Origin of the sequence: Hymenobacter sp. BT730 (assembly GCF_030542105.1) — a bacterium.
In the GTDB taxonomy this organism is placed as follows: domain Bacteria; phylum Bacteroidota; class Bacteroidia; order Cytophagales; family Hymenobacteraceae; genus Hymenobacter.
This window is the reverse complement of sequence record NZ_JAUOFB010000007.1, coordinates 38,525-54,073: the sequence shown is the minus strand read 5'-3', so window position 1 is coordinate 54,073 and position 15,549 is coordinate 38,525. Positions and strand designations below refer to the sequence as shown.

Below are 15,549 nucleotides of genomic sequence, written 5' to 3'. Positions count from 1 at the left end.
CAGACCAGAAAAAGAAATACCCCCATAGTCGACCTGACTACGGGGGTATTTCTTTTAGCGTTTATCGGGCCTTAGCGGCTGGCAGTTCTGTCTGCGGATGGCTTACGCAGGGGAGAAGTCAGCTTGGCTTTAATAGGGGCAGTGAGGGAGGTTCTGGTTTTCGTGCGGTTTTTAAGCCAGGTATCCATTGTGGCAAGGGCCTTAGGGGCAAATACGGGCTGCTGCTCATTATTGATCAGGGCCCACTCGCTACGGTCGGGCTGGAACAGATGGTTTACCCCGGGCAGCTTCACAATGGTTACTTTGGAGCTGTTGCGGAGGCCTTTGTTTAGCAGCGAAAGATTCTTGTTGGCCGTTACCTGCAGATCTGCCGTGCCATTCATGGCCAGTACCGGGCATTTCACGCTGGGGAGCTTCGTCAACGGATTGAAGTCCAGGTAATAGCGGTACCAGGGCGAGGTCAGCTGTTCTGCCCGGGCCTGCACCATCGTAAAGGCCAGGTCGTTATTAATTTGCCGGAGCAGCACGCCTACCTTGGCCCGTGCCAGTTTATTATCCGGCGTCTGGCGAATCACATTCACCATTTTATTGTCCAGCGCCAGCGCCGATTTCACCTGATTGGCATTGGCCCCAATCAGCCGCATGATTTCCACCTGCTGCTGCTGCATTACAGCCTGCCCGGTTTGACCAGAGCCCGCCAGCGACACTACAAAATCGGGACCTTTGGGCTGGGCCGCGGCCAGTAGGGCAATGTTGGCGCCCTCGCCATGCCCAATGAGGCCTACTTTATCTTTTTTTACCCGGTAATGGGCCCGCAGGAACCCCATAGCTGCCTGGGCATCCGTCACCAGGTCAGCGGTGGTAGCGGCATAATACTTGCCATTCGACTGTCCTACGCCCCGGTCATCGTAGCGCAGCACGGCAAAGCCCCGGCGGGTAAGGTAGTCGGCCAGAATAGCAAACATGCGGTACTGCTCCTGAGAAGCGTCACGGTCCTGCGCGCCCAGATCCGATACCAGTGCTACGGCGGGAAACGGACCTGGGCCGTTGGGCATAGTAAGCGTAGCACCCAGCCGTAGCTTGAAAGGCTTATTAGGTACAATGACTTCCTCCCGCCGGTACGGCGGCGCGGCGTTAAAAGCGGCATTCAGCACGGAAGTAGAAATGCGCTTGAGCACCAGCGGGCTGGTAATGCCCGGCTGTACCCAGGTGCCCGTCATGGCGGTGCCTTCCGCATTCAGCTTACCAGTAAAGCGGCTGCCGGCCTGGTCAATTTTCAAGACTACATCCTGACCGGTTAAGGACGCCTGCATGGGCATTCGGCTGATTTTCTGCTTCGGAATGTCCAGCGCAGCATAGTAGCCACCCGTAGAAAGCGGCACAATGGTCACAATGAGGTCCATTTCGGTTCCCGATACTCGAAGCGCCCCGGACCATTGGCCATTGAGCTGGTTGGCTTCGGGCCCCGCCAGCAGAATGCCAGGCAGCAGGAGCAGTATAAACAGAGTGCAGAACCTACGAATTGCGAGTAAGGTTGTATTCATAAAGTACCAGGTAAAGCTGTTTATGCGGCGGTTAGGTGCAGGTAATGGTTGAAATTTAACCATTTTTTTAATCCACAATCATCAAGCCACCTTATACTGCATTGGGCGTGGCAGATCTTACACGCCTGAGAACGAGACCGGAAAATTAATCTTAACCTATCTGCTTACAGATTCTAGGGCGGCTCAAAACCCAAGTACCATGCTGCCGCTCAACCAGCTGAAAAAGTGAGAGGGAGCTTCCGGGCTATTAACTGCCGAAGCTACCTCCCGGATAGTAGGATATGGTACAGACTTACTTGAAAGCCATTTAGCGCTTGGTACGCTGTGCGAGCCAGTCGCCGATGATTTGTAGTGCGGCGGGGGAAAAGGTTTCCTCTATCTGCCCGTATTCTGCTGAGCTGCCTGTAGTGGCGGCTTGAAACAGGTGATTCAGCCCGAGCAGTTCCTTCACGGTCACGTCGCGGTTGGGCACGGCCTTCAGGGTTTTCTCAATAGCCGGCAGGTTAACGGACGAGGCTACCTGCAGGTCTTTGCTGCCATTGAGGGCCAGTACCGGGCAGCGCACAGCACGCAGGGTTTTCTGCGGATTATCATTCAGCAAATAGCGGTAGGCTGGGGTTACCATAAGAGCAGCCTGACCTTGGGCCACAGCTTTAATTTGCGCGGCCTGCTCGGGAGGCAGGTCAATAGGAGGAATGAGAGCGGCCACCAGCTGAGCCTGGGCGGCATTATTATCGGCAATGCGCTGTACAATGCCCAGCAGGTTACGCTGGCGCTGCTCCACGCCGGCCAGAATTTTAGGATTAGTGGTTTTCAGACGAGCTTGGTCCAGCGACTGGCGGGTAATTAAATCGGGGCCAGGTACGCCGGGCGTAGCCAGCAGCACCAGAAAGGCCGGGCCCTGGGGCTGGCCGGCGGCAGCAATAGCCGCAGTGCCACCTTCGCTGTGCCCAATCAGGCCCAGTTCCTTACTATTTATTTCGCGGCGGGTACGCAGAAAAGCCAGCGCTGCCTGGGCATCCGTGGTATAGTCTCCGGCCGTAGCGGTTTTGGCATTGCCCGTTGACTGCCCTACGCCCCGGTCATCGAAGCGCAGCACGGCAATACCCCGCCGGGCCAGGTAATCGGCCATAACCCGAAAAGGGCGGTGACCAAAAACTGTTTCGTCGCGGTCCTGCGCACCAGACCCGGAGAGCAGCACCACCGCTGGGAACGGCCCAGCGCCGGGTGGCACTGTGAGTGTGCCGCCTAACGTAACGCCACCGGCCCGATTGGTGAATTTAACTTCCTCCTCCCGGTACGGAAAGGGTGGCACTGGCTCCTGCGGGCGGTTCTGCTTGGCTGTAGCGCGGCTGGAAGTATTGGGTGCAGGGGCTGGAGCGGCTACGGAACTGCGCACCAGCGTGAGCGGTAGCCGCGCACCATTCTGTCGCCAGAAACCCTGCAGCTGGCGCCCATCGGCGCTAAGCCGGCCGGCATATTGGGCTTTTATGGTTTTGATGAGCAGCAACACACTGTCAGCACGCACGGTTACCTGGTCTACTACAATGCCCTGGGCGCCCTGACTGGGCACATCCAGCGTAGCAGAGCGGCGTCCGCTGGTTTCCTGCATAGCAATGAGCAGGGGCAATGCCCCACCGTTAGGCAGTTTCAGGGTGCCGGCCCATTGTCCGGCCAGCCCGGCAGTACGCTGCCCAAAAGCCGACGATAATGAAAGCCAGAGAAGCAGGCAGGCAAAGAAGATGGAACGCATAGACGGCTACAGCACAAGATGAGTGCCGAAAAAATACGGCGTGCTGGTACAACGTAGGCTAGTAGGGCACTGTTCCGGTAGCCGAGCTAGAAATTAGACTCTTCCCGCTATTCGTACCCCCATTATTACACCTTGGCTTACCCTGCCTCGCATATGTCCGCTAACCTAGTAGCTTGCATCTTCCTCCTCTGCTGATACTCTCTGCTATGCGTCCATTTATTCTTCGATTCCAAAGTGCTGGATTGCTTTTTCTGCTGCTGGCTCGCCTCACCAGCTTTGCGCAAACCACATCAGCCCCGCCTATTAACCCCGCGCAATGGGCGGAAGAACTCCGCGCTTTTGCGCGGCAGGATAGCCTGACTCCTGCGCCCCGAAAGCCCATTCTGTTCTATGGCAGCTCGTCTATTCGGAAGTGGGAAACATTGGCGAAAGATTTTCCAGGCCTGCCTGTGCTGAATCGCGGCTTCGGTGGCTCCCGCTTTCCTGATGCCATTTATTTCTTCGAAAAGCTGGTGGTGCCGTATCGGCCGCGGCAGGTGGTGCTTTATGAGGGCGACAATGACATTGCCGCCGGCGCTACACCGCAGGAAGTATTTCAGTCATTTCTCTCGTTTGAAAAGCTGATGCGTCAGAATAAAAAGCTGCGCCGTGTGCCGTTGGTGTTCCTTTCTATCAAACCCAGCCCGTCGCGCTGGGCACTTTACCCCAAAATACAGGAAGCCAATACCCTGATCCAGCAGTACATCGGGCAGCATCCCCAAAGGCTGAAATTCGTGGACGTAGGTACTCCTATGCTAGGTGCGAATGGTAAGCCGCGTCCAGAGCTTTTTGTGCAGGACAGCCTGCACATGACGCCTGCCGGCTACGAAATCTGGACGAGGACGGTAGGACCTTATTTGAAGAAGTAGAGTAGAGGTTACAAGGAGCCGTTATGCGTTTTGCTGAGGGTGCGCTCAATGCGAGTGTCGGGCACCAGCCACATCAGGGCTACTAGTACATAGAATCCGCCGGCTATCCATACGTTCCAGAAGCTTGTTCCAATGCCCAGGCAATACAGCACCGGCGAGAGTTTGCCTTTGGTGTCCTTGCCGATGGCGTGCGCCAGAATGGACTCCGGGCCATCCTGCGCAATAATCAGCCGTTGCAGAATAAAATAAGCTATAGCCGACATCAGCAGCACAAAGCCATATATGGCCAGGGTAGCGGGCGCAAAGCTGTTTTCGCCCATCCAGCCCGAAGCAAAAGGTGTAAGCGACAACCAGAACAGCAAGTGCAGATTGGCCCACAGTACCCCACCGCTCACTTTGCTGGTACTGCTGAGCATATGATGGTGGTTGTTCCAGTATATGCCGATATATATAAAGCTAAGAATATAGCTTAAGAAAACGGGCAGTACGGGCTGCAAAGCAGTAAAACTGCTACCATGCGGTACTTTGATTTCCAGCACCATAATGGTAATGATGATGGCAATAACTCCGTCGCTGAAAGCCTCTAATCTCCCTTTGTGCATAAAATAGCTGCTGAAATGTTCCCCTACAGGGATACAAGGTAAGTGTACAAGAGCAGGAAGCTGTAGCCGCTCCATAACATTTCAGTCACTAAGCACAGCCCACCCAAAATTCAGCTGGCGCTACGCAATACGGGCCGCCAGGCTTGCATAAAAGGGCATCCGGCGCTTATGGGCAAACCGATTTATCTGCTCCCTAATGCGGGTGGCAGCTTCCGGATCTGGTGTGCCGGCCACGGCAAAATGGAGCCCCGCCAGCCAGCAATGCACTTGGTAATAGTCGCGCAGCCAGGTATGGGTTTCCAGCACAGCGCTCAGAGACGAGGAATCCCAGGTGGTAGCAGTGCCGGTACGCAGGGCGGCTACTGCCTGAAAAGCCCGCAGCAGCTCGTTAAAAACGTTGTGTTCGTACTGCCGCAATGCGGGATACGCTTCCAGCGTAAGCGCTATCCAGGCGGCTAGCGGCTCAAACTGATTGGTTAGAAAGAAGGCCTCCGCCACCAGGAAATAATATCCGGCCGGAAAGTAATTGTAGAAAGGGGGCAAGTTGCCGGCATCCGTGGGGAGAATGGGAATCTGAGTTGCCTCATCCAGCAGCTGCTCCCACAGCACTGCCGGTAGCGGCTGCGTGGGAGCGGCATACCAAGTGGCTGCAATTTCAGCAAATGACCGGCGCCCCCGCGGGAAGGGGTGCGTATCGGGCGGAATGGAGAGAGCCAGCAGATGCTGCAAACGGGCCTGCCAGGCGGGTTCATCTTCGGCCAGAAACTCGCCCAGAAACAGTACGCTGTGGCCGTAGAGCTGAGCTTCGGGCGTTTTTTTGTGGCGTAAATACTCCCGCACTACCTGTCCATAGGCTCCGTTTAGATAGGCCAGGTCCACGTAGCTTTCCACAAAGTATTCCTGCCCGGCGGGGTGGGCGGCTAAACGCAGGGCCAGAGCGTTGGCCGTAAAATCATCGGTGCGGGTAATTTGACCCAGGAAGTACCCCATCAAAAGTCGCTCGGCATGCTGCAGCCGGGGAAAAGCGAGGAGCTCGGGAATTTCGGGAATGGGGTCAGCGGTGGTAGCGGGAGTAAAAGTGCCCTCTACGAAAGCTTCAAAATCGGCGTGGCCGGCATAGCGGGCCAGCGCATCGAGGGTGTGCAGGTGGTAGCCCCCGGTTTTCTTCACCAGCCCAAAAAAACGGCGCAGCGTGTTCACGCTTAAGCGGCCATCCTGGGGCTGAGCCTGGGCAATGGAGGCCTCTAACGCTTCACAATGACTGGGGTAGCGGATGGGTTGGCCAAAGCGGGTAGCCACTGCCGCGCAAAGAGCGGCTTGCTGCGTAGCAGATATAACGGGCATTTATAGAACACTAAAAGTAACGAAGGGTCAAAAAAAGAAATTTTTGGCCTTTGTACCTCGCTTGGGAAGGCTGCACTTTTGTATAGTGCTATCAGACAGCTTATTCAGTTACCGGGCAACGAAAGAATACAAACCTTATTGACTTGATTATTACTATAGTATCATTACACCTATGCAAATAAAAAGGGGCCGCGGTAGTGGCCCCTTTTTATTTGCATTTCCGGATCTGATTTATGTAGCAGCCAAGACCTTATGCAAAAGATTTAAAAGAATGAATCCGCCCTCTACCTTGTGAGGGGTCTGCTTGCCGCTTTGCGGCAGATGAGGTGCAGCCTCATCCTTATTTTGGGCACAAGCTACAAACTCGCGCCAGATGGGGAGACGCGAATACGCGTCGCTACACAGTTTATTAAACGGCTAGAGCCTCCTGTAGAGCAACCAGGAAATCAGGCCAATGCCAATAATCAGGGCAGCTATAGACAAAAGCTGCCTTTCATCAAGGGTTTTAGTATAAGCCGCAGTTTGCAAGCCATTGACTTTTAGATAAACAAGCCCATTCCGATAATCGAGTATCGTATTGAAGCGTTTTAAAACATCGTTGCCCAGAATGTTGAAGGCAAGCCTGCTCTCCGACTCTTCCCCCAGCTCCAGGTCCGCAGGCACATTGGGCAACAAAAGACCGGCCAGATACACTGCCGGCAATATTACCGTATTGCTTTTAATGGTCTTACCGTCAACACCCTTGGCCCGCCGCGAACCAACTTTTTCTAAAGTCCTATATAAGTTATTTTTGCTGGCAAAGTCTTTATTGAGCGAAAGAGCCCATTTAGACCCCGTATCAAACAGAAATAATCCCTTAACTCGTTTATTATTAATTCCGATAGCTCCGTCAATAAACATGGCCGAACCATGCCATGTCATTTCCGTGGAAGTATAGCCTCTGGTGTCAAAAGCACCATGGTGTACTACTAGGATATTTTTGTCATAATTAATTTCAATAACCTTTCCCTCAAAAACATTATAGCCCAAAACACCATCTGCCTTTAAGCTGCCGTGATAATTAATATAACTGATAGGTGAATTGCGAATAACGATATTGCCAATTGTAAAAATATTTTTATTGTCGTTCCGCAAAACCGCTTGCTTGGCCGCGCCTTCTTCGGAAAGTACTCCAATGCTTGCTCCCGTATCAAATATTAAATCCAATACCTCTGATTGGTTGACTTTCCCCTTTACGTGAATAGCATTGTTAGGACCTAACACAAAAGGGAGGGTGTCATTTACGAGACCTTTTCCAGCGGATGTATAAAGTACTTTATTCGGATTGTCAGACGTTACGCGTTGGTAGCAAGTATCTTTTTTGTTAAATACAATGGCAAAGTTGAATACATCGCCCGGCTTTGCCCAGAAAACAATACTGTCCTGATCAGTGTAATAAGCAATTTTTTTCGGGTGGAAAGAAGGATGAAAATAATACGTGTCCGGGTTAAGCGCGGGTACTAATTCGCCATCCTGTAAATAATGGCCTTCCAAAATTTTAATTTTTTTGGATGTGGCCTGAATAAAAGGGAGGAGTTGTTGACCAGAGGCGGGTAGTATCAGATACGAAAGCGCCAGAATTACCAAGAGCGTTTTCAGCATAAAAGGCAAAAAGGAAGGCTTTGTTGCATATGCGGTAAGCTATGGCTGCTTATTATAGCTTCAACAGCAATTATAAAATTCCATACTGTAAAGTAGCGGAAGCGCCGAATAAATAGTTGCTACCTCGCTGCAATGCCGTACGGCTGTACCTCACCCAGTAACCCTGACCGGCGCGGGGCTGGCCTAACACGTTGTGGTAGATGAGATACAACCTCATTATCATGGCTGGTCACGGGCTACGCTAAACTCGCGCCAGCAGGGGAGTCATGGTTAGCCAAGTAATCCCATATATAATGGCTTGTAGGCTATGAACAATGAGCAGTCCGAGCAAAGCGCCTCTGTTAAATTTATTGATGAAGTCCATGCCTTTGTAAGGAAAAGCAGAAATGATAAGTCCAAGAACAAATCCCACGAGAGATGCCAGCCCCAGCGCTGTAGTTACAGCAAGAATAAGCTTATTGTCATCTGGACTGCCACCCATAAAGTCATATACAGCATAAAAAGCAATGATATTGAAGAGAATTATTGCTAATACAAATGGGAGTAGCTTTTTTTCCTGCCGAAGAACTCGCTCCTCATTTTCGGATAAATCAGTCAGCGGTGATGCTGTCGTGAGAAGCGCAATAATTCCAATCAGTCCGGCTACCCCAGCTATTAGCACCACACCTCTGCCAAAGGCATCTGTCACGTAGCAGAAAATTGATAGAATGATTGCTGAAAGTATAAATGCTGTGTCCTTTCTCATAGTGTCATTAAATGTCCTATCACATCTGTATTGCCGCCACTTGCAATAGCGGCAATCCGACTTTAGTACGCAAGATAGTGGCGGCCATCATGCCAACGGTAGTATGCTTGCCGCTACTCCCTAGGTCTGTTCTGTGTGCGAAAAGCAACCAACCCAGCTGCCCCCGCCGTACCTTCGCCTACTGAAACGCCGCAGGCCGGAAACCAAACCCCTGCCCGTGGCTGTTACCTCATCTATGGCCGACAATTCCGCTCTGCAAATGGCCGCTCCGGCAGCCGACCCCATTGACCAGCTCGACCCACGCGAGTTTATCCTGATAAAAAATGCCCGGGTTCATAATCTCAAGAACCTGAGCGTAGCGCTGCCGCGCAATAAATTCATCGTTGTTACGGGCCTCTCGGGCTCGGGTAAGTCCTCGCTGGCGTTTGATACCTTGTATGCCGAGGGCCAGCGCATGTACGTGGAAAGCCTCTCGTCCTACGCCCGCCAGTTTCTGGGCCGCATGGATAAGCCCGATGTCGACTACATCCGGGGCATTTCGCCGGCTATTGCCATCGAGCAGAAGGTCAGCATCAAGAACAACCGCTCCACGGTAGGCACCAGCACCGAGATTTACGACTACCTCAAGCTGCTCTTCGCCCGCGTAGGCCGCACGTTCTCGCCCATCAGCGGGGAGCAGGTGCGCAAGGATAACGTGGCCGATGTAGTGGATTACCTGTTCCGTTTGCCCGGCGGCACGCGCATTATGGTGCTGGCGCCGCTAATGCCTTCCGAAGCGGGCCGGCCCATGAGCAAGGAGCTGGATTTGCTGCTGCAGAAAGGCTACAGCCGCGTAGTCGTAAACGGCGAAACTTCCTTTATAGAGGAGCTGATTGCCGAAGGCCAGCCCGAGGTGAAAGGCGACGTGTACATCATGATTGACCGCGCCGTGATTCAGCCCGGCGACGAAGACCTGATGTTCCGCCTCTCCGACTCGGTGCAAACCGCTTTCTTCGAGGGCCACGGCACCTGCATCATTAAGCTCGACGACGAAACCCGCACCTTCTCCGACCGGTTTGAGCTGGATGGCGAGGTGTTCGAGGAGCCCAGCGTCAACTTCTTCTCCTTCAACAACCCCTACGGCGCCTGCCAGACCTGCGAAGGCTTTGGCTCGGTGCTGGGTATTGATGAAGACCTGGTAATTCCCGACAAAAGCCTGACGGTGTACGAAGGCGCCATTGCCCCTTGGCGCACCGACAAGCAGAGCGAGTGGCTGAAGCCCCTGCTCAAAAACGGCATCCGCTTCGATTTCCCTATTCACCGGCCCTACAATGAGCTGAGTGAGGCCGAGCGCCAGCTGCTCTGGAAAGGGAACAAGTACTTCGACGGCCTCGACGACTACTTTAAGTGGGTTTCCACCCAAACGCATAAAATCCAGTACCGCGTGCTGCAAAGCCGCTACCGGGGCCGCACCACCTGCCCCGACTGCCGCGGCACCCGCCTGCGCAAAGACGCCCAGTACGTAAAAATCAGCGGCCAGAGCATTACCGATCTGGTGTTGCTGCCGGTAAGCCGTGCCCTGGAGTTCTTTCAGAACCTGGACCTGGATGAGCACGACGCCAAAGTGGCCGAGCGCCTGGTAACGGAAGTAACCAACCGCCTGGAGTACCTCAACCGCGTGGGCCTGGGCTACCTCACCCTGAACCGCCTGAGCAGCACGCTCTCCGGCGGCGAGAGCCAGCGTATTTCACTGGCTACCTCACTGGGCTCGGCGCTGGTGGGCTCCATGTATATTCTCGATGAGCCCAGCATTGGCCTGCACCCCAAGGATGCTGAGCAGCTGATTGGCGTGCTGCGCTCCTTGCAGAAGCTGGGCAACACGGTTATTGTGGTGGAGCACGAGGAGAAAATTATGGAAGAGGCCGACCAGATTATCGACATCGGCCCCGAAGCCGGCAGCGGTGGCGGCCACCTCATGTTCCAGGGTACTTACGACGAGATTCTGAAGGACACCGCTACCTACACCGGCCAGTACCTGAGCGGTAAAATGGAAGTGGCCGTGCCCAAAACGCGCCGCCCTTGGCGCAACGCGCTGGAGCTAACCGGCGCCCGCGAAAACAACCTCAAGAACGTCTCCGTCAAGTTTCCGCTGAATGTTATGACGGTGGTGACGGGCGTATCCGGCTCGGGCAAGTCCACGCTGATTCGCCGTATTCTGGCGCCGGCCCTCATGAAGCAGCTGGGCGGCGGGGCTGGCGAGGCGACTGGTAAGTTCGACCGCCTCATGGGCGTGAACGGGCAGGTAACGCACGTGGAGTTCGTCGACCAGAACCCCATCGGCAAAAGCAGCCGCTCCAACCCGGTGACGTACGTGAAGGCCTACGACGCTATCCGCAGTCTGTTTGCGGATCAGCAGCTGGCAAAAGCCCGTGGCTTCAAACCTTCGCACTTCTCCTTCAACATTGATGGCGGCCGCTGCGAGGTGTGCCAGGGCGAAGGCCAGGTGAAGATTGAAATGCAGTTCATGGCCGATATCTACCTGACCTGCGAAGCCTGTGAGGGCCGCAAGTTCAAGCAGGATATTCTGGACGTGAAGTACCAGGACAAGAGCATCAACGAGGTGCTCGAAATGACCATTGAGGACAGCATTGAGTTCTTCAAAAACCAGCTGAAGATTGTAGAGCGCCTCCGGCCGCTCGATGATGTGGGCCTGGGTTATATCCGCCTGGGGCAGTCGGCTAACACGCTTTCCGGCGGTGAGGCCCAGCGTGTGAAGCTGGCCTCCTTCCTCACCAAAGGCGCCACGCTGCAGCAGGATAAGATTCTCTTCATTTTTGATGAGCCCAGCACTGGCCTGCACTTCCACGACATCAATAAGCTGATGACGGCCCTGAATGCGCTGGTAGAGCAAGGCAACTCGGTACTTATCATCGAGCACAATATGGACATCATCAAGTGCGCCGACTGGATTATCGACCTCGGCCCTGAGGGTGGCATCAACGGTGGCCACCTGCTGTTTGAAGGCACGCCCGAGGAATTTGCGAAGCTGAAGGATAGCAACCACACGGCACGCTTCCTGGCGGAGAAGCTGTAAGCTCTAAACCAGCCCGCGCTGCGGCATACGAACTTATCCAATAGATTAGAGGCCTCTGTGTAACGGAGGCCTCTTTTTATGTTTATACGCTGTACAGTATTCTGGCTTGCTTGCGCTGTAATGCTGACCTCTACTGCCGGGGCCCAAACTACTGATTCGTTAGACTGGCAGCAGGCGCGGTTCTATGCGCCGCCTAAAACGGTATGGCGCGTAGGGGGCGCCTTTCAGCCCAAAGCCTGGCTGGAAGTAGGTCTTATTCGGCACAAGGTTCAATGGCAGGCACTGGGCGTAGCCAGTTTCGGACCTTATGTATCAACGGAGTTTCGATTTACCAAAGACAAGTTTCTGCTCGGTCCCAAAGTGGGCTATTCCTTTGGCGCCACAGCTTTGGGTGGGGATATATCGGCCGCATATTATACTGATTTCAAGCGCGGCCAAGTAGTACTCACGCCGGCCCTAGGGACAGGACTAGCTGGCTTTGTAAACCTGCTGTATGGCTATAATGTGCGTTTCGGGGGCGACCGACTAGCCGAAGTTGGCCGACACCGGTTTAGTGTTTCTGCCAACCTAAACTTTCGTTACCGACAGCGTGGTATTCGTAAGCCAGTTAGTGTTAATTAACACTAATCGAAATGGTTTCGTAACTCACTCATTTATCTGCTATTCGCGGTCCGTATGGAAATCAACCCGCACCCGCACTTTTCTGCCACCTACACCGAAAGCCGCGTGTGGCGCGGACTGGCGGCCGTGGCCATTGTGCTCAACATTGCGCTGAACTATGTGTCGCAGCGCTACCCGTTTAATGGGCAGACCAATGCGGTGGTATCAGGCAAATATCCCACGTTGCTCACGCCGGCGGGCTATGCGTTTAGCATCTGGGGGCTGATATTTCTGAGCCTACTGCTGTATGCGGTGTGGCAGCTGCTGCCCGCACAGCGGCACAACCCGCTGCCCAGCGCAGTAGCCCGGCCGCTGGTAGTGGCCAACCTGGCTACCGGCGCCTGGCTGGTGGTGTTTGCCTATGAGTTGCTGCCCCTGAGCGCGGCCGTTATGCTAATTATTCTGGGGAGCCTGATTGTTGCTTATGGCCGGGCCCGGCGGCTAGTGCTGGAAGAGCAGAGCTCCGCCATTGGTAGCGTGTCGGTGGCGCTGTATCTGGGCTGGATTTCGGTGGCTACGGTCATCAACCTTACCATTGCGCTGCGCGACCTGGGCTGGCAGCCGGAGCTGAACGTTTCGTTGCTGCTGGCTATGGTGCTGGTAGCCGTGGTTACGGCACTGGGCATTCTGCTGGGCAGTGCTTTTCGGGACGTGGTTATTCCGCTGGTAGTGGCCTGGGCGCTGGCGGCCATCTGGCTGGCTCGGCGCCCAGAGTACCCGGAACTAGCGTGGGCGGCGCTGGCCGGGGCGGTATTGGCAGGCGTAGTGGGCGTGGCCTTGGCTTTACGCCGCCGGCGCGTCATAACCGGAGTCTGAATTGTCTGCTTACTTTTGACGTATTCTTTCCCTTCACTACATCTCCGCTATGCGTAAGAACATCGTTGCCGGCAACTGGAAAATGAACATGACCCTCCAGGACGGCCTGGCGCTGGTTTCCGAAATCACCAACATGGTACAGGACGAGGTAACCGGCTCCGATGTGCAGGTGGTTATCTGCCCACCGTTTCCGTTCCTGTCGGCCATTGGTAAGCAGTTGCCCGCTGGTAGCCAGTTCCACCTGGGCGCGCAGAACTGCCACCAGAAGGAAAGCGGTGCTTTCACGGGCGAGGTTTCGGCCAAAATGCTGCAATCAGTAGGAGCGGAATATGTGATTCTGGGACACTCTGAGCGCCGCCAGTACTTCCGCGAGGATGATGAACTGTTGAGCCAGAAGTTGAAAGCCGTCCTTGCCGCTGGCCTGAAGCCCATTTTCTGCGTAGGCGAAAGCCTGGAAACCCGCGAAGCCGACGAGACTTTCAAATACATTGAGAAGCAGCTGAAAGACGGCCTGTTCCACCTCTCTAATGAGGAGTTTGAGCAGGTGGTTATTGCTTACGAGCCCATCTGGGCCATTGGCACCGGCAAAACGGCCACCAGCGCCCAGGCCCAGGAAGTGCACGCCTTCATCCGTGAGCAGATTGCCCGCGCTTATGATGCCGAAGCAGCATTGAACACCACCATTCTCTATGGTGGCTCGGCCAACGCCCAGAACGCCCGTGAGCTGTTCAGCCAGCCCGATGTAGACGGTGGCCTCATCGGTGGCGCTTCCCTCAAGTCCCGCGACTTTACAGAAATCATAAAGTCGTTTTAAATAGTAGCAAGCTATAAGCTCTGGCTTGCGGTTCGGCTAGGTTCTTGCCTGTAGCACATCATGCTCATTACGCTGCTTCTTTCCGGTTTTCTGGCGCTGAACCCGTTTCAGCCGGCTCCGGCCGTGCCGTTTGTTGCGGCTGAGCCGGTAGGCTCCATAGATGCCTGCCGTATTTATGGCAGCATCTTTCTGGAAACCGACCCCCGCCGCCGGGCTCAGTGCTTTGCTACCGTGTATGTGGAGCCGGAGGAAGCCTTTGCTGATGTTCTGGTGTATCGGGAAGACAACAAGCTCTTTGCCGATAAAGCCGGCTTCTGGTACTTCACCGGGGCCCGCGACTTTGCTGATTATGTGCTGTTCGTGACAGATAAGCGCGCTTTAGCCGATTTCAGTATCCAGTATACCAAGGTGCGCAGCTACGCCGGCTGCCGTGGCCAGCGGTAATACTGTTTAGCTGTTGGTAATAAAAAAGCCCTTCTGCATTACGCGGAGGGGCTTTTTTGATGCGCTAGCCGGCATTATTTCAGCGTTTTACCAGTTCCCTATGCTGGTTCTTTGCCTTGCTCTTTTGTAAGTCGGAAGTGTTAAGGCCGAGTTTTCCTGCGACCTTTGCAGCGCGGCCTACCCGGCCGCCTTCCTGGATTTACTTACTCAGAGCTGATGGATTTTATAGAACTGCGCGTGAAGGCGCCACGTGAGCTGGCCGATATTTTAGTAGCCGAGCTGGCCGAAGTAGGGTTTGATACCTTCGAGGACAATGAAGACGGCTTCTGCGCCTACACCACTGAGGACGTGTTTAACCCCGACAGCGTAGCGGAAATTGTGAGCCGCTACGAAGGCATTGGCGAGGTAGAGCACAGTCACCGCATTATCACCCGTCAGAACTGGAACGCCGAGTGGGAGAAGAACTTCCAGCCGCTGGTTATTGCCGATAAAGTATCGGTGCGGGCTCCCTTCCACGAGGCCCGCCCCGATCTGGCCTACGAAATCGTGATTATGCCGCGCATGTCCTTCGGCACCGGCCATCACGATACCACGGCGCTGATGATTGAGAATCAGCTCACCATCGACCACCAGGGCAAGCGTGTACTGGATATGGGTTGCGGCACCGGCATTCTGGCCGTTATGGCCGTGCACCTGGGCGCCGACTACGTGCTGGCCGTGGACGTAGAGCCCTGGACCGCGGAAAACGCCGCCGACAACGCCGCAGAAAACAACGTGCAGGACAAAGTGGAAGCCCGCCTCGGCGACATCACCGCCCTGGAAGGCGAAGCTCCCTTCGACATCATTCTGGCTAACATCAACCGCAATGTGCTGCTGGAAGACATGGGCGCCTATGGTCAGTACCTGAAGCCCGGCGGCCCCATCCTATTCTCCGGTTTCTATGAAGAGGACCTACCCCTGATTCGGGCAGCGGCCGAAAAAGCTGGGTTCCAGTATGAATCCATGCGTACGCGCAACCACTGGGTGTCGGCTATTTTCCGCAAATAAGCCAGAGCACAGCACGGTAGAGGAGGGGAGGAGCGGCAGCTCTTTCCCTCCTTTTGTTTAGTGGCCCGCGGGCACTAGTGCTCGTATTTTCAGCGTTGTTTTGGATAATAACCAGCCGAAGATTTCATCCACGGGGAATTGTGCCCGTTGGCGGGCGT

General features: G+C 54.7%; 13 protein-coding genes. 7 read left to right on the top strand and 6 right to left on the bottom strand.

What is annotated here, in order from left to right; all coding sequences use genetic code 11:
* Positions 1 to 71: 71 nt before the first annotated feature.
* Positions 72 to 1,544 carry an alpha/beta hydrolase family protein gene (locus Q4G72_RS15630; RefSeq protein WP_303312363.1) on the bottom strand — a complete coding sequence of 491 codons (1,473 nt, stop codon included), beginning with the start codon at positions 1,542 to 1,544 and terminating at the stop codon, positions 72 to 74.
* Between the two features lie 307 nt (positions 1,545 to 1,851).
* Positions 1,852 to 3,297 carry an alpha/beta hydrolase gene (locus tag Q4G72_RS15625; RefSeq protein ID WP_303312362.1) on the bottom strand — a complete coding sequence of 482 codons (1,446 nt, stop codon included), beginning with the start codon at positions 3,295 to 3,297 and terminating at the stop codon, positions 1,852 to 1,854.
* A 206-nt stretch (positions 3,298 to 3,503) separates the two neighbouring features.
* Between Q4G72_RS15625 and Q4G72_RS15620 the strand changes: the two genes are divergently transcribed.
* Positions 3,504 to 4,205 carry an SGNH/GDSL hydrolase family protein gene (locus Q4G72_RS15620; RefSeq protein WP_303312361.1) on the top strand — a complete coding sequence of 234 codons (702 nt, stop codon included), beginning with the start codon at positions 3,504 to 3,506 and terminating at the stop codon, positions 4,203 to 4,205.
* Between the two features lie 8 nt (positions 4,206 to 4,213).
* Here Q4G72_RS15620 and Q4G72_RS15615 read toward each other — a convergent pair whose 3' ends face one another.
* The 4 genes from Q4G72_RS15615 to Q4G72_RS15600 all read right to left on the bottom strand — a co-directional run bounded on the left by Q4G72_RS15615 (position 4,214) and on the right by Q4G72_RS15600 (position 8,537).
* On the bottom strand, positions 4,214 to 4,807 hold the full coding sequence (locus Q4G72_RS15615) for a TMEM175 family protein (RefSeq protein ID WP_303312360.1): 594 nt from the start codon (positions 4,805 to 4,807) through the stop codon (positions 4,214 to 4,216).
* A gap of 120 nt (positions 4,808 to 4,927) precedes the next feature.
* Entirely contained in the window at positions 4,928 to 6,151 is a 1,224-nt protein-coding gene (locus Q4G72_RS15610) for a hypothetical protein (protein ID WP_303312359.1), read from the bottom strand.
* A gap of 417 nt (positions 6,152 to 6,568) precedes the next feature.
* Positions 6,569 to 7,792 (bottom strand): pepsin/retropepsin-like aspartic protease family protein, encoded by a 1,224-nt coding sequence (locus tag Q4G72_RS15605; RefSeq protein ID WP_303312358.1) that lies wholly within the window; start codon positions 7,790 to 7,792, stop codon positions 6,569 to 6,571.
* A 241-nt stretch (positions 7,793 to 8,033) separates the two neighbouring features.
* A complete protein-coding gene (locus tag Q4G72_RS15600; RefSeq protein WP_303312357.1) occupies positions 8,034 to 8,537 on the bottom strand; it encodes a hypothetical protein in 504 nt (167 codons plus the stop codon).
* 235 nt (positions 8,538 to 8,772) lie between these two features.
* On the opposite strand from Q4G72_RS15600, the gene uvrA reads away from it, so the two are divergent.
* From uvrA to prmA, 6 genes are all read left to right on the top strand, one after another.
* On the top strand, positions 8,773 to 11,610 hold the full coding sequence (uvrA, locus tag Q4G72_RS15595; RefSeq protein WP_303312356.1) for an excinuclease ABC subunit UvrA: 2,838 nt from the start codon (positions 8,773 to 8,775) through the stop codon (positions 11,608 to 11,610).
* Between the two features lie 120 nt (positions 11,611 to 11,730).
* On the top strand, positions 11,731 to 12,231 hold the full coding sequence (locus Q4G72_RS15590; protein ID WP_303312355.1) for a hypothetical protein: 501 nt from the start codon (positions 11,731 to 11,733) through the stop codon (positions 12,229 to 12,231).
* A 54-nt stretch (positions 12,232 to 12,285) separates the two neighbouring features.
* Positions 12,286 to 13,086: a TspO-related membrane protein gene (locus Q4G72_RS15585; protein ID WP_303312354.1), complete on the top strand. Its 801-nt coding sequence runs from the start codon at positions 12,286 to 12,288 to the stop codon at positions 13,084 to 13,086.
* Between the two features lie 49 nt (positions 13,087 to 13,135).
* A complete protein-coding gene (gene tpiA, locus Q4G72_RS15580) occupies positions 13,136 to 13,900 on the top strand; it encodes a triose-phosphate isomerase (protein ID WP_303312353.1) in 765 nt (254 codons plus the stop codon).
* A gap of 60 nt (positions 13,901 to 13,960) precedes the next feature.
* A complete protein-coding gene (locus Q4G72_RS15575; RefSeq protein WP_303312352.1) occupies positions 13,961 to 14,344 on the top strand; it encodes a 7(1) septoil knot domain-containing protein in 384 nt (127 codons plus the stop codon).
* 216 nt (positions 14,345 to 14,560) lie between these two features.
* On the top strand, positions 14,561 to 15,391 hold the full coding sequence (gene prmA, locus Q4G72_RS15570; protein ID WP_303312351.1) for a 50S ribosomal protein L11 methyltransferase: 831 nt from the start codon (positions 14,561 to 14,563) through the stop codon (positions 15,389 to 15,391).
* The last annotated feature ends 158 nt before the right edge of the window (positions 15,392 to 15,549 follow it).